Below are 20,817 nucleotides of genomic sequence, written 5' to 3' on the forward strand. Positions count from 1 at the left end.
GCTTAACCTTCCATAATTTTTAATCGGTCTAAATCTAGCGTATGGTATTTTTTATACCAAGCCATCAGCAAACCCACACCGATAGCAACTTCACTTGCAGCAACAGCTAAGAGAAAAAATGCAAACATTTGCCCATTTAAATCGCCAAGATATTTTCCAACTGCAACAAACCCAACACTAACTGCACTTAAGACAATCTCCGTAGCAAAAAAGAGCATTAGCAAATTCTTACGTCTCAACATTCCAAAAATACCAATAGCAAACATAAGACTTGATAGAATCAAATAATGATTAAGCGTTATCATACTCTTCTCCTTTAGGTGCCTCTTCATTCAAAGTTAGCGAATAGCGCATTCCCTTGCCTGCTAACACAATTCCAGCAATCATTGCTACAAGCAACATAATTGCCGCAATTTCAAAGGGAATAAGAAACTTTGTAAAGAGCACATAGCCTACCATTTGCACATTTCCAATTCCATCTTTAATTGGCGTTGTCGCATATAAATTTGTAAGATTTTCTGCAATCACAGGAGCAACAACAATCAATACAAGTAACAAAGCCCCCATACCGCTTAAGAAAAACAATATTTTTGGATTCTCAATTTTCTCTTTTTCTAGCTTTTGACTATCAAAAAACATCATCGCAAACGCATAAAGCGCAATCACGGCTCCCGTATAAACAATAATTTGCACAACCCCCAAAAACTCTGCACCTAGCAAAAAGAAAAAGGCTGAAACAAACATCATTCCAGCTGCAAGCGCACTAAGAGCATAGAGGATGTTTTTAGTTGTTACCACCACCAAAAACATCGCCAAAGTCAATGCGCAAAAAACATAAAATGCAATTGCTTCAAACATTATTTAGCCTCCATTTTTTGAGTTTTTTCTGCTTGTTTAAATTCTGTGTTCTCTTTAGATTCTGCCCCTTGTGATTCTACTTTAGATTCCGCATTTTCTACTTTTTCTAAGTATTTTAGTGGCGTTGCTTTAATGCGCTTATCTGCATCTACACTCACACTTCCTACACCATCAAATTCGCAGTCATTACCACTTAGCACTCTATCAATAGGTGTTAACATATCGTTTTTAAGTGCAAAAGAAGCACGTTGTTCGCTTGCATTTTCATAGCGATTTCCATGCACAATAGCAAGCTCTGGACAAACCTCTGCGCATAATCCACAATAAATACAACGCCCAAAGTTAATACTATACTCAAATACAACCTTGCGTTTATCCGCACCATAGCCCGTTTCCATACGAATACAATTTGCTACGCAAATCTTCTCGCACAGTCCACATCCAATACAACGCTCATTGCCACTATCTAACAAACGCTTAAGCTCATGCACCGCACGATAACGCGGACTTAATGGTAGTTTCTCTAAGGGATATTGCACCGTGTGGATTTGTGCCCTACAAAGCTCTTTAAACACAAGCCAAAGCCCAACAAAAAGCTCTCCTTTTAACGCACGATTCCAAAAACGTACAAACTTTTGTGCTTGTGTCAAAGGTGGGGTTTTTTCAAAAATTTTTATATATTGACTCAATTTCCACCTCCTAAAACAACTATCCCCGTAATAAAAACATTTAAAAGCGCCAAGGGAAACAACACCCTCCAACATAGTCCCATCAATTGATCTGGACGCACATGCGGATACGCTGCCCTCGCCCACATAAACAAAAAGATAAAAAACATCACTTTTAGGATAATTGCAATTCCACCTGGGATAAACCACAACGGATTAAAGCCACCAAGAAAAATGAGTGAGACCACAAAAGAAAGTGAAATCATACTTGCATATTCACCAATAAAAAACATTCCCCAGCGCATTCCAGCATACTCTGTAGCATATCCAGCAACAATCTCTGCTTCATGCTCTAATAAATCAAAGGGTGTTCTATTTAACTCTGCATACCCTGCAAATAAAAAAAGCAAAAAAGCAATGGGTTGCGAAAAGACTAACCAATTATCAATTCCACCATTTTGATAGTTATTAATATCAATAAGTGAGAGTGAACCAACAAGCATTAAAGGCGCAAGAAGAGACAAACCAGAAACGACTTCAAAACTTAATAATTGCACTGCTGTTCTTGCAGCACCCAAAAGTGACCATTTACTATTTGCACTAATTCCAGCAAGCAAAGGACCATATAATCCAGCCGCACCCACGCCTAATACAAACAAGATTCCAACATTAATATCTGATACAATTGGCTGAATCGTTCGTCCAAACAACTCAAATTCTGGAAAAAATGGAATCGGAGCCATTGCAATAAACGCTGTTGCCGCTGTGATTGCTGGAGCGATTCTAAAGATGAGCCGATTAGCACCACTTGGAACAATATCTTCCTTAGTAAAGAGTTTGATTCCATCTGCTAAAATCTGCAACACACCAAAGGGACCCACAATTGTAGGACCCAAACGCCTTTGAAAAAACGCTAGAACCTTGCGTTCTACATAGGTTGTGAATCCCGCAAGTGCCGAAAAAATCAAGACTAAAAGCAGAATCTTAATTAATGTTTCAATCACATAAGCCATCATTTTAAAGCCTTTATAGAAGCATTTACATAGCGTGAAGTCCCGGCTTTCTCCGCTTCACATACACCAAGAGCTGCAAAATCCCCTTGCATACCCCTATCAATACTCACTTCTGAACACACAACCACTCCATTTAAGAAATCAATCTCCACCTTATCACCCTGTTCTAGCTCAAGCTTTTGCGCATACTCCTTACTAAGCTGTAAGCCATTTTTAGAATCTAAATGTGGAGATTCCAAAGTGTTTTTAGAAAAATGTGCCACACTATTGCGCACATAGAGATTATAATGCCCCAAAGATTCCAAAGTTATAGGGGCAATTTCTCTTTCTTCTTTAGGGTAATCTACTTCCAAAAGATACCCGCGAATCTCTGTGCCATCATTTGCAAAACCAAACTCCAAGTCATCATAAGAAATACTCTTAAAGCCTTTAAAAATTGGTAATTCTCGCGTATAATCCACACTATATTCATGCTCTAAGCCTAATGCTTTTGCAATATCATTAAAGCAATACCCATAATAAGGCGTAGCAGGTGCAATAGGCACCACGCGTTTATCCACATTCACTAGTGTGCCTTCTTGCTCACTTAGATAAGGCATTTGCAAAACGTTATCTGCCTGCACACCAATTGTGTATTTTCCTTCTACATTATAACCGATGCTATACCCTAAGCTTTCTTTATCCAAATCACAGATAAGCGCAATTCCAAGTGCATTTGTTCCTGGAGGCAACAACATTATCTTAACCACACTTAATGCTTCAATGTAACCTAAAATCTTAGCAATATTCTCCGCATTTCTCGCACCATATACATCAAATCCTATCACCAAAATAGGATTTTTTGCACCACTTAATGCAGTTTTCGTGTTTTCTATTGCTTTCCTTATAGAATCCCCGCAATACGCATATAGTGCGCTTGTTATCACTTCCACTTCTTCACTTTGCATTTCTGTGATTTCTTTTTCTGTAGAAGTTACATTGCCTTCACTATCACACACTTCTTCTTTTATCTTTTTCTTCACTTCTTTTTGTATTGTTTGCTTTTCTATTTGCTCAAAATTTGCAATCTGTGCTCTTAAATGTTCTGGCATTACATCACTAGGAATACACACGCTTGCAAGTAATAACGCCATAGCTTCTTCACTATCTGGCTTATAGATTCCACAAACTGGAGATTTTACAAAGTTATTTAATGCAACATCCTCCATTGTATGAAAACTTACAAGATTTGCTCCCTTGTTTTGCTTCATTGCATTATTAATATTATGCGTTACCACTGGCATATCATAACTTAATGCCCCACCAAAAGTTATCACAAGCGTACTTTGCGTAATTTTCTTTTGCGTAGCACTTCCTAAATTTCCAGAGATTTTACTAAAAGAATCCAAAAACTTTTTAAAAGGATATACGCTATCACACACAAGCTTATAACCAAATCTTTCTTTTAGTTGTTGCAACATTAACGCTTCTTCATTGCTAATATCACTAGCAAATTTAATCGTTTGCGCTTCTTTGAAGGCTGCAATAGTCTTATTAAAGGAATCTAAATCTTTTTTGATGTGCTGATTATTTGCACTAAATGCTAGGCGCCCAGCTGGACAAAGTGTAGAAAAATTCCAATCACTAACTACACGATAAACTTCTTTCTCTCTTCCGCTGATACCTTTTTGCTTCACTTCATAGGTTAGCGCACAGCCATTAGCGCAATGCACACAGGTGCTATCAATTTTCTCTAATTCCCAAGCATTAGAACGGTATTGAAAATGCCCGATACTTAACGCGCCCACAGGACACACACTCACACATTCTCCACAATCTCCACACGCATCAGCTTCCACTCCATTTAATCCAATAAGCGACTTCTTAAACTTAGTCCAAACGCCATAGGCATCTTTTGGCATACTATCTTTATAGGCTTTATCTGGCATTTCTCCATCAAATTTCAACGCCTTAATATGCGATTTACCAATCTTATCTTTACATAAAGTTACACAACGTTCACACACGATACACAAATTAGGATCATAAACCGCTTTACCCCATTTATCAAAAGGCTTATAGCTATCCTTTAACGCATAGTTTTGCTCCTTAACGCCCACATAATGCGTATAATTTTGCAACTCACATTCTCCACTTTTATCGCAAACTCCACATTGCAAAGGGTGATTTACATCATAAGCTTGCATAATTGCCACACGTTCTTCTTCAATCTCTGGCGTATTCACCACCACTTGCATTCCATCTTTAACTTTTGCATTGCACGCATACACCCGCTTCCCATCGGCTTCTACCATACACATTTTGCACGCAAGTGTAGGAGATGCGCAAGAAAGATAGCAAATTGCCGGAATAAAAATGGAATTTGCGCGCGCAACATTCAAAATGCTCTCACCCTCACAGCAAGTTACTTCACAGCCATCAATCGTTACTTTTATTCTTTCCATTACGCCACCTTGCTTAAACTTACAAGTTGATAACAAAAACCATTTTGCAACACTTCCCTAGAAGTCCATAGGATTCCAACCATCCCTTTAAGCTCTGTATTGCACTGCATTTTTGCTAAAACCTCTTGATGAGATTCCAACTTTACCTTAACCTCTATACCATCTTGTGCTTTACTTACCATACAAAACTGCCTAGAAACCTCTAAAACATTATTTTTTTTAGCGTTTTCTTGCACATAGACTACCAAACCATCATAGTTTCCTAACTCTTCTAAAGGTTGAATTGCCGAATGTTCTAACAGAATCTTTTCTATTTCGGACTCTAAAAATACAAGTTTCAAATTTTTTAATGCCACACTAAGCAGGGCTAAGATTTTCGCTATATTTTCTACATTTTTGTGTGTGGCTAAATCCGAGCCAACAAGCAATGTTAAACCGCACTTTTCATAACTTTGTACAATCTGTTCTAGCTCTTCTTCGGAGAAATTACATTCAGAAGCAAGATAACCCACATCAAGCGTTTTTGCAAAATCCTGCAATAGACTACTTCCAAAAGGACTCAATCCATAGGCAAGCAATGCGACGATAGCCTCCTCTACTCCCACCTCATAGACAAATTGTGTAAAACCATAAGGATTAAAATGCAAAGGATGTAACAAAAATACACTATTTTGTTTGGAATCTATTTTGAATTCCTCATTTTCTAAAACTTTGCTGAAATCTTCCACAAATCCCCCAAAAAGCAAAACATTTTGGGCTTCTTTTACTACACTTAAATCACAAGCGATTCCACCATTTTTAAGAAATGTTTGCATTAACATATTCATAAAATCGCCTTTTGTGATTCTACATTTTTAGATTTTATATTTACTGGCTCTTTTCTTACTACAATGGTCCAATCCACTTCATTAAAACGCAAGGAATTTAGTAAAGTATTCCCACTAACTTCCACGATATCAGCACTTTTTTGGACATTATCAAAATCTAGCACCTCAAAAAGAAAAATTCCAACTTCACCTTCTGCTAATTCAGAATCCAAAATCACCTTTAAACGCTCACAAAAATCATTTTTCAAATGTCGTAAATCAAAGCGTTTCATCTATCAATCTCCCCAAAGACTATATTTGTATTTCCAATAATCGTCACCACATCCGCTAGGTAATGTCCGGGCAATAAGTCCTGTAAAACTCCTGTATGAAAAAAGCTAGGTGTGCGCATTTTCACACGATAGGGATATGGCTCACCCTCAGAGCGGATAAAAAATCCAAGCTCTCCTTTTGGTGATTCTGTTGGAACATAGATTTCACCTACAGGAGGACGCATTCCTTGTGTTACTAAAACAAAATGTTGCATTAAAGAATAATTTTGCGTCATAATTTGTTCTTTTGGAGCAGAAAAATACCGCGTATCCTCACTCATTAATAACGTATCTGTATCTTTGTATTTAGCAATAAGTTGGTATAAAATCTTAATACTTTGACGCATTTCCTCCATATACAGCAAATAGCGCCCATAACTATCACAATTATCACTCACTGGGATGTCAAACTCCAATTCTCCATACAACTCATAAGGTTCTTCTTTTCTAATATCCCAAGAAATTCCACTTCCACGCAATAAAACACCACTTAAACCCCAGCTTTTCGCCATCTCTGGACTCACTACACCCACATTTTCTAGGCGCATTCTCCAAATTCTATTCTCACTTAAAATCCCCTCATACAGCTCAATTTGACTAGGCAAAAGCTCTAAGAATGCTTTCAATTTAGCAATCCAATCCGTTGGCAAATCCAATGGCACACCACCAATTCTAACACTAGAATGCGTCAAACGTGCTCCACAATAATCCTCAATCAAATCAATAGCAAACTCACGTTCCCTAAAACAATAAAGAAAAATACTCATTGCCCCCACATCAAGCGCATGTGTAGCAAGCCAAAAAAGGTGAGAGATAATGCGATTTAGTTCTAAAAGCATTGTCCGAATCACCTTAGCGCGTCTTGGCACATCAACCCCTAAAAGTTTCTCCACACTCAAAGCAAATGCGTAGTTATTAGAACTTGCGGCAATATAATCCATTCTATCTGTTGTTGGCAAAAATTCATTATAAATCATATTTTCTGCCATTTTTTCCATACCACGATGCAAATACCCGACATCAGGCGTCGCTTTCACAACCTTTTCACCCTCTAGCTCCAAAATCAAGCGCAATTGCCCATGTGCGCTAGGATGCTGGGGTCCAAAATTTACCACCATCACATTATCGCTAATGCGATCAAAAGCCACATTTTCATAAAAAGGCATGAGTTTATTTGGCTGCTGCATACTATTTCCTTTCTTTCAGCTCTTTTGAAAGTTCTGGCTTTAGTTTTGTTACAAATAGCACACCATCTTCTTCTTGATACATGATAGGACGCGCTCTTTCTTTATTTTCTTTAACTTCTTCTCCATAGCCCACTTCATAACCTAGATGCGAAAAACGTTTAGAATCATAACGATCAACACGCGCAGAATCTCTTTGCTCCGGACCTATTACACCACGATATTCTTTACCAAAAATCGTATCTACTTCATACCATTGAGCCATTTCATCGCCTTGTAGAGGGTAGCTTTTTAATAGCGGATGCCCCACCCAATCATCTGGCATTAAAATGCGCTTTGGATAAGGATGATTCAGAGGCAAGATTCCAAACATATCATACATCTCTCTCTCGCTCCAATTTGCACTACTAAAGAGTGTGCTAACAGATTCTATGCGTTCACCCTTTTTCAAAAAAGTCTTTACACGCAGACGCTTCGCTTTTTGGAGAGATAACATTTGGTAAAAAATCTCAAATCCACCCTTACTCTCTAAATAATCCATTGCACTAAGCTCACTTAGCACATCATAGCTCATTGACTTTAAAATTTCCAAAACCCTAAAAATCTCATCTTTTTCCACCCAAATCACAAGTGTGCCACGCTCAATATAAGATTCCATTATTTTAACTTGCATTTGGAGCGTTTGCACATCAGACAAATACACTCCATCACTCTCCACGCTCTCCCTTGGAATTCTAGGAGAAACATAAAATCTATCTTTGTAATTTACACTTTTTTGAGCATTTTTCTTCGGCTTATATTCTCGCATACATTTCCTTTACACTAGGCGTTTTGGGGTAACTGCGCGACCTGCTTTTTGCTTACGGATTTTTTGTTGTAAAACCATTAACGCATACTGCAATGTCTCTGGACGCGGGGAACAGCCGGGCAAATAAATATCTACAGGAATAATTCTATCTACTCCTTGCACAGTAGCATAAGTATTAAACATACCTCCTGTATTTGCACAGCTTCCCATAGAGATCACCCATTTAGGTTCTGGCATTTGGTCATAAAGCCTACGCACAAACTGGGCGTGTTTTTTTGTAACGGTTCCTGCAATAATCATTACATCACTCTGTCTTGGGCTCGCTCTAAAAATCGTTCCAAAGCGGTCAAAATCATAACGACTAGCCCCTGTTGCCATCATTTCAATCGCACAACATGCAAGCCCATAAGTCATTGCCCACAAAGAGTTACTACGTCCCCAATTTAGAAGCTTATCCACACTTGTTAGAGCAATGGGTAATCCACCGCTCTTAAAATAATCTACTTCATGCTCTGCCATTGTAACGCTCCTTTTCTCCACGCATACACAAATCCAATAAGCAACAAAAAGATAAATAACACCATTTCAACAAACCCAAACATGCCTAAAACTTGAAAATCTACCGCCCAAGGAAACATAAAAATAATCTCCACATCAAACAAAATAAACAATAACGCTATGATATAAAATTGTGAAGAAATACGATTGGGTTGTTTTGTCGGTGCTAAACCGCATTCATACGGGGCAAGTTTTAATTTTTGATTGTTTTTATTCGCTAACTTTCTCCCCACGAAGCGGGACAAAAAAGTTGTCGCCAAAAACGCCACAAAAGTAAAAATAAAAATCACAAATACGCCAAAGTATGGGTGTGTTACATCTAGATGGGACACGACTATCCTTGAAAAAAAGATTTTGGTTATCTTAGCGTAGTTTTCTTAAAAAAATAAAATTTCATCTGAAAAACATTGTGTTTTGGATTCCATATTCTAAGTATTTTCAAAGATATTGCAAACTTGAATTAAAGGGCGAATGTAAAGTTTTTATTAATCTTTTGAAAAAATTACAAATTTATAGAAGCACTCTTAGAACTTGCGTAATTCTGGGCTTTATGCTTTGTTTTTAAAATAATAAAATAAACTGATACAAAAAGAAACATTTACACTAAAAAGAAGCATTGAAGCAAAAGTTAGAATCGGATTTTAAAAAATAAAAAGAACCAAAACGTAACACTGCAGGGATTCTGCAGTGTGGCTTAGTATATCAAAAGGCTACAAGTATTTAGAATCTAAATTGCAAAAATCCCTTACATAGAAACTCTAAAAGATTCTACAATAAGAGAATCCTATTTTTCCACTATTTTACAAACAGCACAGATTTCAGCTGATCCTCACCATAAATTGGAGCAAGTGTTTTTGTATATGCTTCTTGCATAAAGCCATTTTCATTTAGTTTTGCAATCTCTTGATTCACCCATTCTAATAATGTTTTATCGCCTTTTTTAACTGCTGGGGCAATCACATCTTCATTTCCAAGCTTACCAATTGCTACTACAAAATCAAGATTTTCCTTAGCCCAAGCAAAAAGTAGCAAATTATCATGCGCTAGAGCATCGCCTCTACCATCTTTAAGAGCTAGAAACGCTTCTGTATTTTGGTCAAACTTGATTAAATCAATTTCAGGATGATTTTTCGTAAAGTAAAAATCTGCTGTTGTGCCTTTATTGACAATAAGTTTTTTACCTTTTAAGTCCGCAATATCTTTAATCACGCCACCTTTTGATACAACACCTAAAGCAACTTTCATATAAGGTGTTGCAAAATCCACAACTTCTGCGCGCTCAGGAGTTTTTGTGAAGTTCGCCATAATCAAATCTACCTTACCACTTTTCAAAAACTCCACACGACTTGCAGCTTCAACAAGCTCAAATTTTACTTTACTTGCATCTCCTAGTAAATCTTTTGCTATCTGTCTTGCGATATACACATCAAAGCCATCATTCTCACCCTTGTCATTTACAAAACCAAAAGGCGGTTTATCACTAAACACTCCCACCGTGATTACACCTTTTTGTTGAATTGCAGTAAGCCCATCTACACTAGAACTTTCGCTATTTCCACATCCTGTAAAAATACCCACTGCAAAGACTGCTAAAAACATTTTAAAGATTAGGTTTTTCATTGATTTTCCTTATAAAAATTTTGCATAAAAGCGTGTAACTTTATCACTAAAGCTTTTAAAATGCACTAAAACTGGGAGATTTTTATAAAGATTCCATAAGAAAAATGATGGATAAAAATAAAAAATTAAGAAACTAAAAGAAAAATTAAAAAGTAGATAAATCCCCAAATGGGGACCTAGTTTATTTTTTCTCCTTAATGTATTCCATTACCATTGCGTAAGCTTCATCTTTAAGCTCTAGTTTTTTACGCTTTAACTCAGATAACTCCATATCTGTTGCGTGTTCTCTACCTTCTACGATATCTTGAATTTTTTGGTCTAACTCGTTATGTTCATCAAAAATCTTAGCAAAATGTGCATTTTCTTGTTTTAAAATGCTAATCTCATCCCTATACTCGTGTAACATAGATTCTCCTTACAAGATAAATTAACCTTAAGATTATAAACAAAATTGTCTTAATCCTTGCAATTATTTCAAAATTTTTAAGAACTTTAAGAACGATAATCTGCGTTGATTTTCACATATTCATAGCCTAAATCACAACCATAAGCGACAAATGCACCCTCACCAACTCCAAGGACACAAGTGATTTTAAAGGAATCCTGTTTCAAAATTTCCGCGGCTTTTTGCTCATATTCCTCATTAAAATAAATCACTCCCTTTTGATATACACACACATCGCCAAAATAAATCTCTAATGTCTTTGGATTACAAGTAATTCCGCTTGCACCAATAGTTGATGCTATTCTCCCCCAATTTGGATCACAGCCAAAAAGCGCAGTTTTTACAAGTAAAGATTGACTAAGTGCTTTTGCACCCCTCTTTGCTTCCTCCTTATTCTTAGCACCCTTAACCTCAAAGGCAACTAACTTTGTAGCTCCCTCTCCATCACGCACAATATCTGTGGCAAGTTTGTGCATTACTTTCTCAAGAGTAAATAAAAATGCTTCTTTATCATATACTCCACTTTTACCATTGCTTAGAAGTAACACTGTATCATTTGTGGAGGTATCACCATCTACACTAATAGCATTAAATGTGGAATCTGCTGCCTTTAAAAGCAATTCTTGCATATCTCTTTTTGGAATACTAGCATCTGTTGTGATAAAGCATAGCATTGTAGCAAGACTTGGATTAATCATTCCAGCACCCTTACACATTGCACCGATTCTAAAACTACGCTTATCTTCTAGGACGACTTCAAAAGCAATAGTTTTGCTAAAACTATCCGTTGTCATAATCGCCTCTGCTGCATTGTTGTGATTCTTTTGACTTAAATCAAATTTATTAAAACTCTCTATAATTTTTACTTTTGGTAACTGCACACCAATCACACCTGTAGAGCTCATAATAGGATTTTGGATTCCACTAAAGCGATATTGCAACCCCCCTAGCACTTCTTTGACGCTCTCCAAGCCTTCATCACCTGTTAGTGCATTAGCATTTTTAGAATTTACCAGCACAAAATTTGTCTTAAAATCTTTTGGATAACTCTTAAAATGTAAAATTGGGGCGGCACAAAACTTATTTTTTGTAAAAATTCCCTCCACCTCACACAAGGAATCTGCATAAATAAACGCAACATCTAATCCATTATCTTTTTTAAGTCCAGCACTCACACCATCACAATAAAAGCCCTGTGGAGCAACAACTCCCCCATCAATTGAAAACACACTAAACATATTTTAACTCCTCAGGTTTATCTTTTTTAGAAACGAGTTGTTTTGTTAAACGCACCCCAAGCGATGTTCCAATCACCAGCAATTTACACTCACTTGTTACAAGCGTATCACCATTTGGCATTGAGATAAATTTTCCATCTTTTTGCGTGATTCCAACAATAGAAGTTTGCGTAATCTCACGCACATGCGCTTCTTTTAATTTCTTTAACACAAGCCAAGAATAACGTGGCACTACAATTTCTTCTAAATCAAGCGGTGTATCTTTTTGGTAAGCAAAGCGCTCTAGCAAATTTTCCATATCTGGGCGGGTTGCCATTGCATTAACACGTTGGGCAAAAAGTTTCGCTGGAGAAACCACGCAATCTGCCCCTAATTTTTTTAACTTTTCCTCATCTTCATTCGTGTTTGCATTTCCAATAATAAAATAAGGCTTTCTTCCAAGCTCACGCTCATACAAGCGCACAGAAGCAATTTGAGCAATATTATCTGCAATACTACTAGATAACGTAATCACGCCTCTAGCACTGGATAAATGACACTTTAGCATTGCAATTTCTGTATGCGGGTCTTCATTGATAAAAAACGGATAGCGATATTTCTGTGCGATATCCTCTAGTGCATCGTTGTTATCAACCACTACAAAAGGAATATGAGCTTCTCTAAACTGCTGAGAAAGCTGAATTGTATATTCATTATGGTAGCAAATAATGAAATGGTTTTTTAAACGCGCAATTCTGTAAATCATATTGCGTTCCTTAATAATTGGGATAAGCTTACCTCTATTTAGCACATCAATAACACTAATCACACAAAAACTTAAAACAGCCGAACCTGCCATCATCACAACAGCAGTATAAAACACATCTAAGCCGTCAAATTCACTTTCTTTGAGTGCGCCAAAGCCTGTTGTGGTAAAAGTATAGGAAGCCTGAAAAAATGCATCAATTAAACTATAACCTGTAACAACAACATAACCTAAAGTGCTAAGCAGTAAGCCTGCAAAAAGTAACAAAAAAGGTGCTCGGAAAGGCTTTAACTGCTCATAGAGCAACCCAGACATATCAATATCTGGCTTTTGTGTTCCTTCCCAATGGAGAAATTTTTTGAGCTTATTAAAAGCCACAGCCCAATCTTATGCAGGATTAAGAGCGTTTTTTCATTGTGCGCAATGTAGAAGCAGCAATTCTAACTTTCATTGTCCTGCCATCTTCTAGCTTAATTCTAACTGTCCTTAAGTTTGGTAAATTTCGCTTTTTTGTCTTATTATTTGCATGGCTTACATTATTACCAACCATTGGACCCTTGCCTGTAAAAAAACATTTTCTTGCCATTTTTTATCCTTCAAAATTGCTTTAAACCCGTGATTCTACCTAAAGCTAAATATTAGAAAGCTTAAATTAATTTAGCCTTTTTTTAATCTCTTGCACAATATCAAATCCATGATTTAGTGCTGCTGCAATAGAACCACCATTTTTATACAAAATATCCCCTGCAATATAGATTCCATCCACAGAACTATGGTGTTTTTCATCGGTAACTGGCACACCATCACTATCTAGAGAAACTCCACATTTACGCAAGAAATCCACTGGTGCCATTCCACCAATCGCATAAATCACACGATCAAATACTAAGCTTGTAGAATCCATAAAATTTACTTTTACCTTACCATTTTCGTCTTCTAAGCTTTCAATATCTACACCCAATTTTGGAGTAATTTTGCCACTTTTAAAGCATTGTGTAAGATTTTCTTGATTTGTTTCATTAATCCTAGAAAACTCAACTTTACGATAATTTAACATTACAGGATTTGTTTCACTTAATACACAAGCATACTCCACAGCAGAGTTTCCACCTCCCACAATTAAGATATTCTCGCCATCTACACAACTATTTGCATTAAAATTTACTATATTCTTAATGCTATTTGGAATAGGATAACTAGGTTTATTAGGTTGTCCCATTTTGCCAATAGAGATAACAATAAACTTTGCCTTTACCATAATATTTTTTGTTGTATGAATCACAAAATACTCACCTTCTTTATTAACTGACTCCACTTCTGTCTGAAAATGCGCTTCCACACCATTTTCTTGAATGATTTTATCAAAAAGATCTAACGTGCTTTCTTTTGTCCCATCGCAAAAATAAATGTGCCCATTTAACTCGATCTTTTGACCTTTGTAATCCTTATCTACGCGCTTATTATCCTTATAAAACTTGCGGATTGTCGTAGAATGTCCCTCACCTTTTTCAAACAAAACCACATCTTTAATCCCAAGTATTAGCGATTCCACCGCTGAAGCGATTCCACCTGGACCACCACCGATAATTGCAATATTATAAAGTTTTTTCATTGATTATCCTTTGTTTTTTGGTTTGCTATGTGACGTAAATCCTCTTCACTATCAAATAAAACGCCTTGCATCATTTTTTTTTCATCATCAAACTGCCCATTTTTCAAGCCCCACAGAAACGCAATTAGTCCAATTAGTCCAATCACGATTGAAGTTGCGAGCATTACAGCAACCATTGTAGTATTCATCGCATATCCTTTAAAAATGGTAGCAAAGCTTCAATGTGTAATCCCATTGCATTGTGCGTAGAGCCAATTTGCTTTTTAATGAAGCCTTTATGGAATCCTTCCACCATAACAGCTCCCGCCTTGCCCTTCCAAAGCCCACTTTGCAAATACGATTCTATTTCACTTTGCCCAAAATATTCCAACTCATAATGTGTCGCGCTTAAATCCATATAATAAAACGCTTCACAATGTAAAATAGCACAACTAATCACACTTAAGATTTTTCCGCTTTGCGCCTCTAAAAATGCAAATGCTTGAGCCTCATTCTTAGCTTTGCGTTGCAAGATTCCATTACAGCTAACAACACTATCTGCAATTAATAGCGGAATTTCTAAGCCATAGCATTCAAGCGCACTTTTGTATTTTCCAAGAGCTGCGACATAGGCAAAGACTTTTGGAGATTCTATCTTTAAAGTCATCTCCAAAATCTCTTCATCAAAACCATTATCACTCACAACAAAAGGAATTCCAAAGCTTCTTAAAATCTCTTGACGCACTTTAGAAGTTGAGCATAAACGCAACATAAATCCTCTTTAATGCTTTATAAGGTAAGTTGGGAATTATAACTTTTTTAAAATTATAAAATAATAAGGCTTATTAACTTTGTAAGCTTACTGCTACAACTGCAATCGCAAATCCTCCATCATGCGAGATAGAAAGACTTAAATCCTGCACCTTAAAATAATCTAATTTTTCTGAAGTTAATTGCAATAAAGGCGCACCTTTGGTGCTTTTTGAAAGTAAAATATCATGGAATCCCAACTCTTTTCCAATTCCACATTTTAAAGCTTTAGCGCAAGCTTCCTTTGCCGCAAAAAAGCCTGCAATGTTTGAAGGGGTTTTCACAAGAGAAATCTCAGAATCGCTTAAAAAACGCCTAAGCCCCCGTGTTTTAAACCTCTTAGCAAACGCTTCTATGCGTTCTATGCTAACAATATCAACTCCTACACACAGCATAAACTACTGCACAACAAATTCTGTAAAAAACATATTTGCAACTCTACCATCCACTAAAAATTCGTTAATGCGACCCATTAGCTCTTCTTTAAGTTTTTGCTTACCCTTAGTCGTTTGCACTTCTTCAAATGTCTTAGAACTTAGAATCGTAATTACCGTATCACGCAATACATCACGCTTTGTATCAAGCTCTGCTTGCATTTCAGGAATACTCAATTCTAGAGCAATAGAAGTTTTCAAATAACGCTTCCCTCCTCCAGATGCAAGCAAATTCACAATAAATTGATCTAGCGGATACATCGGACCTACGCTTAACAAACTACTATTTGGATTGGCTACACTACCTTTGTTTGCTGCACTTTGTTGTGCTTGTGGTGCTGCACCTCCTTCTGCTGCTGGCTCATCACCGCCACTAAAAATTAAGATTCCAACCACAATTAAAATAATCAACAACAACGCAACCACGCCAATGATGATAAATAAAATCATTTTATTTTGTTTCAAACCATCTAGCTTTGAGGGCTTTTTCTCTTCTTCTTCAGCCATACACTCTCCTTATAAATTAAATTGCGTATTATACTTAGTTTTTTAAATAACTTCCAAGCCACTTTAGGGCATTTGGATAACGTTGGAATAATGTGCCCACATTTGCATCATCAATATGCCCATCAATATCTATAAAAAAGCAATAGTTAAAGTCACTGCCAGAAACCGGACGCGATTGAATGAAAGTCATATTGATATTTAAATCCTTAATATCATAAAGCAAGTGGTAGAGCGCACCTGGACGATCTGCATTTGCCAAGCTTGCATATAATGAGGTTTTATCTCTTCCGCTACGTTGGTTTTTAAAATTACTTACAATAATAAAACGTGTTTTATTCCATGAATTATCCTCAATATTTTCAAAAAGCACTGGAACATTATAAAGCTTTGCGGCAATGTGAGAGCAAATTGCTGCACATTTTGGATTCTCTGCCGCAAGTTGCGCAGCACGTGCAGTAGAATCTACGGGTATCCTTTGAATATGGTCTAAAGAATGCTCACTTAAAAAATTAGAACACTGCCCAAATGCAATATCCTTAGAATAAATCGTTTCAATATCCTTTATGCTCTGCGCAGTGCTTGCAAAACAATGATGGATTGGCATATAAATCTCTGCGACGATTTTTAGCTCCGTATCCTTTAGCAAATCTAACGTCTCACCAACTGCTCCGTTTTGATTATTCTCAATAGGAATCACAGCATAACTTGCACGACGATTTTCCACGCTTTTAATAGCTTGTGTAATTGTATTATGTGAAAAATACTCACACATTGCCCCAAAGCGACTTTCTGCTGCTTGATGCGTATAGCTCCCAAGTGGTCCAAGATAGGCTACACGTTCTGGTAATTCAAGATTCCGACTCACCGCAAAAATCTCTAAATAAATCGCCTCAACAGCAGTTTTATCAAGCAATAAAGATTTCTTAGAATTTAAGCGATCTATAATCTCTCTTTCTCTTTCTGGACGATAAATGGGAACATTGCTTTGTATTTTTGCCTTACCAATGCGTTTGACAATCTCCATTCTTTTTTCTAAAAGTTCTAAAATGCTATCATCAATCCCATCAATTTCTGCCCTAAAATGCTGTAAATTCACAACCACTCCTTATAAATACTCTTTCTCTAACGCAATTAGATCCTCAAAACACTCTCTTTTACGTACTAAACGCATTTCTCCACCCTCAATTGCCACCTCTGCACATCTTGGACGCGTATTATAATTACTTGCCATACTAAAACCATACGCTCCCGCACTTAAAATTGCCAAAATATCACCTTGCTCTAGCAATGGTAGAGAAATGTTTTTACCCAAATAATCCCCACTCTCACAAATAGGTCCTACAATATCTACTTGATAACTAGCAGATTCCGCATTTGGATTTTTAAGGGAGAGAATTTGATGGTAAGCCTCATAAAGACTAGGTCGTATTAAATCATTCATTGCTCCATCTACAATAACAAAGTGCTTACCTTGATTTTCTTTTTGGTAAAGCACCTTAGTTAAAAACACTCCACTATTCCCCACAATAAATCTACCCGGCTCACAAACAATCGTTACATCAAGTCCGCGTAACTCCTCTAAAATCGCTTGTGCATAATCATAAAGATCAATCGTGTTCTCTTTGCTATAAGCAATACCAATCCCACCACCAATATCAAAGAATTTAATACCAATCTTAAGTGCTAAAAGACTCCGCGTAAGCTGTGCAATTTTTTGCGCAGATTCTGCAATAGGTTTTAGTTTTGTGATCTGACTACCAATATGAAAATGGATTCCAATAGGCTCTAAAAACTTTGCATTATGCGCATACAGATACATTCCTTTAGCTTCCTCAATACTCACACCAAATTTATTTTCTTTTAATCCCGTAGAAATATAAGGGTGTGTTTGGGGGTCAATATCGGGATTTACACGGATTGAAACTCTCGCAGGAATTCCTAATTCCTTAGAACAAGCTTCTATGCGCAACATTTCCTCTTTGCCTTCTACATTGATAAACAAGATTCCAAGTTTAATGGCTTCTTTGATTTCACAATCCTGCTTTCCAACACCGCTATAAATAATCTTATATTTTGGAATCCCAGCCATTATCGCTCGCTTAATCTCCCCTAAAGACACGCAATCTGCCCCACTCTCCAAACTTGCAAGTTTTTTAATCACACTCAAATTAGAGTTTGCCTTTAACGCATAGCAGACTAATGCCTTTCTACCAGAAAATGCCTGTTTTAGCTCATTAAAACGCTTTTGAATCCTATCTAAATCATACACATACAAAGGCGTATTAAACCTATCTGCTGCCTCTTGCAATAATTCTTTTTTGAAATTCCCGCTAAGCTGTGGAGTATTTAACTCCTCTGTATTATTCATCATTTACTCTTTAGTAACAAATTCTGTCATTATAATAAAAAACACCTTAAAAATTAGGCTTTTTTAATGTTTAATATGGCTTAAAAAATACTGCAATCGCTCACTTTTTGGGGAGTTAAAAAAACTTTTTGGTGCAGAATCTTCCAAAATTTCTCCCCCTTCCATGAACAAAACGCGTGTAGCAACTTCCCTAGCAAAGCCCATTTCATGCGTTACACAAACCATACTCATTCCTTCATTTGCTACACTTTTCATAAGTTCTAGAACACCACCTACCATCTCTGGATCTAGCGCACTGGTTGGCTCATCAAAAAGCATAACTTCAGGCTTCATTGCCAACGCCCTTGCAATAGCGATTCTTTGTTTTTGTCCGCCACTTAAGCGTGAGGGGTATTCATGTGCCTTATCATACAAACCAACACGTGCTAAAAGTGCAAGGGCTTGCTCTTTTGCCTCCTCTTGTGTAGCACGTTTTAATTGCACAGGAGCAAGCGTGATATTCTCAAGCACGGTGAGATTATTAAACAAATTGAAATGCTGGAATACCATTCCTATTTTTGTGCGCGCTAGATTGATATCAATGCGATATTTTTTATCATATTCCCTAATTGCTTTCTCCAACGCCCAACCCTTAAGCTTAGCTAACTCTGGGTAAAACTCAATGCTTAGATTAGAAATTCTTTGATTATCTAGCCAAATCTCTCCACCATCTAAAGATTCTAAAAGATTCAAGCAGCGTAAAAATGTGCTTTTTCCACTTCCGCTAGGTCCCACAATGACAACTTTTTCTCCACGTTTAAAATCCACATTTAAACCATTAAAGACTATCTTTTCTTGCCTGAGAGACTTTATTTGCACATTTTCATAATATTTTTTAACAAGATTTCTAACGCTTATCACTTACTCTTAATCTCCCTTCGTATTTTTTCACGATAAAACTAGCCACCATTACAAGCATCAAATAACAAAACGCTAAGAAGAAATACGGAATCATATATTCATAGCTTGCGCTTCCAATAGTCTTAAATGCGTAGGTTAAATCATGAACTGTGACATAATTTGCCACAGAAGTTTCTTTTAAAAGCGTAATAAATTCATTACCTAAATTTGGCAACGCATTTTTTAGAGCTTGCGGAAAAACAACAAAGCGCATACTTTGCCCAGAATTTAACCCTAAAGCCCTTGCCGCCTCATTTTGTCCGCTATCCACACTTAAGATTCCACCACGGATAATCTCACTCACATACGCTCCACTATTTAGCCCAAAAATCACAATTGCTACAAGCAATGCACTGCTTCCTGCAAGTCCTAAAAGTGGCAAAATCACAAAGTAAATAAAAAGTAACTGCACGACAATTGGCGTCCCTCTAAAAAAACCAACATAGAGTTTACCAAGCAAAACCAACGCATCTTCTAAGGTATTTTTATTCTCTTTTGTAAGTAAAATGGCTAATAATGTGCCAATCACGATACCGATTAACAAACCACAAATAGCAAGTATAATAGTTACGCCAATCCCTTCTAGCACAAGCGCGTAGCCACCTTTTGTAATCAACTGATTATAAAAGATTTCTAATTTATCCATAACTTAATAAAAGCTCTTATTTGAAGTATTTTTGTATAATGGATTCTAGTGTGCCATCTTTTTTCATTGCATCAAGTACGTTATTAATAGAATCCAAAAGCTCTTTATTTCCCTTTTTTACCGCAATTCCATATTGTTCTTGTGTCAGAGAGGCTAGAAGCACTTCTGTGCCTGCATTTGCCTTAGAGATGAGTTTTGCTGGAGCTTCATCTAAAATTACAATATCTACCTGCCCATTGACTAATGCGCTAACTGCGAGTGAACCATTCACAAAACTCTTAACTTCCGCATTTGAAAATCCTACAAATCCCCAATCCTTATCGCCTTTAGCAAAAAATACTCCCGTTGTGCCCGTCTGCACACCAATTTTAATTTTATTTTTTTTAGAAATTGTGGCAATTAGTGCTTCTGCATCGCCACCAACTGCTTTAAGTTCAGCATTTTCACTTTTGATAATCACCACTTGATTTGCATTATAATAGGGTTTTGTAAAATCTGCCACTTTTAAACGTGTTGCATTAATTGTAAGCCCACTTGCAGCAAAGTCAGCATTACCACTACTTACAGCACTCATTACAGAATCAAATTCCATATCTTTAATCTCAAGCTTTTTACCTAATCGTTTTGCAATTTCTTGGGATATTTCCATATCCACACCCTTATATTCTGGACCTTCTTTATACTCAAAAGGCGGAAACTCCGCTGCAGTTGCAACCACTAATTTTTCATCACCCTTACAACCACTTATTCCAAGGCTCACAAAAGCTACTAAAATTCCAAATAAAACTAAACGATACATAGCA

General features: G+C 36.8%; 26 protein-coding genes. All 26 read right to left on the minus strand.

Annotated elements, in window-relative coordinates:
* Positions 1-2: 2 nt before the first annotated feature.
* Entirely contained in the window at positions 3-305 is a 303-nt protein-coding gene (nuoK, locus tag K4G57_RS01430; RefSeq protein WP_221531392.1) for an NADH-quinone oxidoreductase subunit NuoK, read from the minus strand.
* Positions 292-858: an NADH-quinone oxidoreductase subunit J gene (locus K4G57_RS01435; protein WP_221531393.1), complete on the minus strand. Its 567-nt coding sequence runs from the start codon at positions 856-858 to the stop codon at positions 292-294. The genes nuoK and K4G57_RS01435 overlap by 14 nt, the downstream gene beginning before the upstream one ends.
* A complete protein-coding gene (nuoI, locus tag K4G57_RS01440) occupies positions 858-1,547 on the minus strand; it encodes an NADH-quinone oxidoreductase subunit NuoI (protein WP_236033141.1) in 690 nt (229 codons plus the stop codon). Before nuoI ends, K4G57_RS01435 begins: the two co-directional genes overlap by 1 nt.
* Positions 1,544-2,542, minus strand: a complete 999-nt coding sequence (gene nuoH, locus K4G57_RS01445) for an NADH-quinone oxidoreductase subunit NuoH (RefSeq protein ID WP_221531395.1) — start codon at positions 2,540-2,542, stop codon at positions 1,544-1,546. The genes nuoI and nuoH overlap by 4 nt, the downstream gene beginning before the upstream one ends.
* Complete coding sequence (locus tag K4G57_RS01450; protein WP_221531396.1) at positions 2,539-4,983, minus strand: NADH-quinone oxidoreductase subunit G; 2,445 nt, start codon at positions 4,981-4,983, stop codon at positions 2,539-2,541. The genes nuoH and K4G57_RS01450 overlap by 4 nt, the downstream gene beginning before the upstream one ends.
* Entirely contained in the window at positions 4,983-5,810 is an 828-nt protein-coding gene (locus K4G57_RS01455; RefSeq protein ID WP_221531397.1) for a hypothetical protein, read from the minus strand. Before K4G57_RS01455 ends, K4G57_RS01450 begins: the two co-directional genes overlap by 1 nt.
* Entirely contained in the window at positions 5,807-6,082 is a 276-nt protein-coding gene (locus K4G57_RS01460; RefSeq protein WP_221531398.1) for an NADH-ubiquinone oxidoreductase subunit E family protein, read from the minus strand. Before K4G57_RS01460 ends, K4G57_RS01455 begins: the two co-directional genes overlap by 4 nt.
* Positions 6,079-7,308 (minus strand): NADH dehydrogenase (quinone) subunit D, encoded by a 1,230-nt coding sequence (gene nuoD, locus K4G57_RS01465; protein WP_221531399.1) that lies wholly within the window; start codon positions 7,306-7,308, stop codon positions 6,079-6,081. Before nuoD ends, K4G57_RS01460 begins: the two co-directional genes overlap by 4 nt.
* Before the next feature lies 1 nt (position 7,309).
* Complete coding sequence (locus K4G57_RS01470; RefSeq protein ID WP_221531400.1) at positions 7,310-8,113, minus strand: NADH-quinone oxidoreductase subunit C; 804 nt, start codon at positions 8,111-8,113, stop codon at positions 7,310-7,312.
* Between the two features lie 9 nt (positions 8,114-8,122).
* Positions 8,123-8,632 carry a NuoB/complex I 20 kDa subunit family protein gene (locus K4G57_RS01475; protein WP_221531401.1) on the minus strand — a complete coding sequence of 170 codons (510 nt, stop codon included), beginning with the start codon at positions 8,630-8,632 and terminating at the stop codon, positions 8,123-8,125.
* Positions 8,614-9,003 (minus strand): NAD(P)H-quinone oxidoreductase subunit 3, encoded by a 390-nt coding sequence (locus tag K4G57_RS01480; RefSeq protein WP_221531402.1) that lies wholly within the window; start codon positions 9,001-9,003, stop codon positions 8,614-8,616. Before K4G57_RS01480 ends, K4G57_RS01475 begins: the two co-directional genes overlap by 19 nt.
* A gap of 463 nt (positions 9,004-9,466) precedes the next feature.
* Entirely contained in the window at positions 9,467-10,291 is an 825-nt protein-coding gene (locus K4G57_RS01485) for a cysteine ABC transporter substrate-binding protein (RefSeq protein WP_221531403.1), read from the minus strand.
* Positions 10,292-10,472: 181 nt separating this feature from the next.
* Complete coding sequence (locus K4G57_RS01490; RefSeq protein ID WP_221531404.1) at positions 10,473-10,697, minus strand: HP1242/YdcH family protein; 225 nt, start codon at positions 10,695-10,697, stop codon at positions 10,473-10,475.
* Positions 10,698-10,783: 86 nt separating this feature from the next.
* The gene (gene argJ / locus K4G57_RS01495; RefSeq protein ID WP_221531405.1) at positions 10,784-11,974 is read right to left on the minus strand and encodes a bifunctional glutamate N-acetyltransferase/amino-acid acetyltransferase ArgJ; all 1,191 of its coding nucleotides are present in this window, start codon (positions 11,972-11,974) and stop codon (positions 10,784-10,786) included.
* A complete protein-coding gene (locus tag K4G57_RS01500; RefSeq protein WP_221531406.1) occupies positions 11,967-13,097 on the minus strand; it encodes a potassium channel family protein in 1,131 nt (376 codons plus the stop codon). Before K4G57_RS01500 ends, argJ begins: the two co-directional genes overlap by 8 nt.
* A gap of 19 nt (positions 13,098-13,116) precedes the next feature.
* Positions 13,117-13,305, minus strand: coding sequence for a 50S ribosomal protein L28 (gene rpmB, locus K4G57_RS01505; protein WP_221531407.1), 189 nt, complete (start codon positions 13,303-13,305; stop codon positions 13,117-13,119).
* Between the two features lie 66 nt (positions 13,306-13,371).
* A complete protein-coding gene (locus K4G57_RS01510) occupies positions 13,372-14,331 on the minus strand; it encodes an NAD(P)-binding domain-containing protein (protein WP_221531408.1) in 960 nt (319 codons plus the stop codon).
* Positions 14,328-14,519: a cbb3-type cytochrome oxidase assembly protein CcoS gene (gene ccoS, locus K4G57_RS01515; RefSeq protein WP_221531409.1), complete on the minus strand. Its 192-nt coding sequence runs from the start codon at positions 14,517-14,519 to the stop codon at positions 14,328-14,330. The genes K4G57_RS01510 and ccoS overlap by 4 nt, the downstream gene beginning before the upstream one ends.
* A complete protein-coding gene (gene maf / locus K4G57_RS01520) occupies positions 14,516-15,082 on the minus strand; it encodes a septum formation inhibitor Maf (RefSeq protein ID WP_221531410.1) in 567 nt (188 codons plus the stop codon). The genes ccoS and maf overlap by 4 nt, the downstream gene beginning before the upstream one ends.
* A 73-nt stretch (positions 15,083-15,155) precedes the next feature.
* Positions 15,156-15,515, minus strand: coding sequence for a holo-ACP synthase (acpS, locus tag K4G57_RS01525; RefSeq protein ID WP_221531411.1), 360 nt, complete (start codon positions 15,513-15,515; stop codon positions 15,156-15,158).
* 3 nt (positions 15,516-15,518) lie between these two features.
* Positions 15,519-16,061 carry a flagellar basal body-associated protein FliL gene (gene fliL / locus K4G57_RS01530; RefSeq protein WP_221531412.1) on the minus strand — a complete coding sequence of 181 codons (543 nt, stop codon included), beginning with the start codon at positions 16,059-16,061 and terminating at the stop codon, positions 15,519-15,521.
* Positions 16,062-16,095: 34 nt separating this feature from the next.
* Complete coding sequence (pheA, locus tag K4G57_RS01535) at positions 16,096-17,157, minus strand: prephenate dehydratase (protein WP_221531413.1); 1,062 nt, start codon at positions 17,155-17,157, stop codon at positions 16,096-16,098.
* A 9-nt stretch (positions 17,158-17,166) separates the two neighbouring features.
* Entirely contained in the window at positions 17,167-18,429 is a 1,263-nt protein-coding gene (gene lysA, locus K4G57_RS01540) for a diaminopimelate decarboxylase (RefSeq protein ID WP_221531414.1), read from the minus strand.
* Between the two features lie 63 nt (positions 18,430-18,492).
* Complete coding sequence (locus K4G57_RS01545; RefSeq protein WP_221531415.1) at positions 18,493-19,329, minus strand: amino acid ABC transporter ATP-binding protein; 837 nt, start codon at positions 19,327-19,329, stop codon at positions 18,493-18,495.
* Complete coding sequence (locus K4G57_RS01550; protein WP_221531416.1) at positions 19,316-20,014, minus strand: amino acid ABC transporter permease; 699 nt, start codon at positions 20,012-20,014, stop codon at positions 19,316-19,318. Before K4G57_RS01550 ends, K4G57_RS01545 begins: the two co-directional genes overlap by 14 nt.
* Positions 20,015-20,030: 16 nt before the next feature.
* A complete protein-coding gene (locus K4G57_RS01555; RefSeq protein ID WP_221531417.1) occupies positions 20,031-20,813 on the minus strand; it encodes a transporter substrate-binding domain-containing protein in 783 nt (260 codons plus the stop codon).
* Positions 20,814-20,817: the final 4 nt, after the last annotated feature.

The organism is Helicobacter turcicus, assembly GCF_019711685.1.
GTDB lineage: Bacteria > Campylobacterota > Campylobacteria > Campylobacterales > Helicobacteraceae > Helicobacter_D > Helicobacter_D turcicus.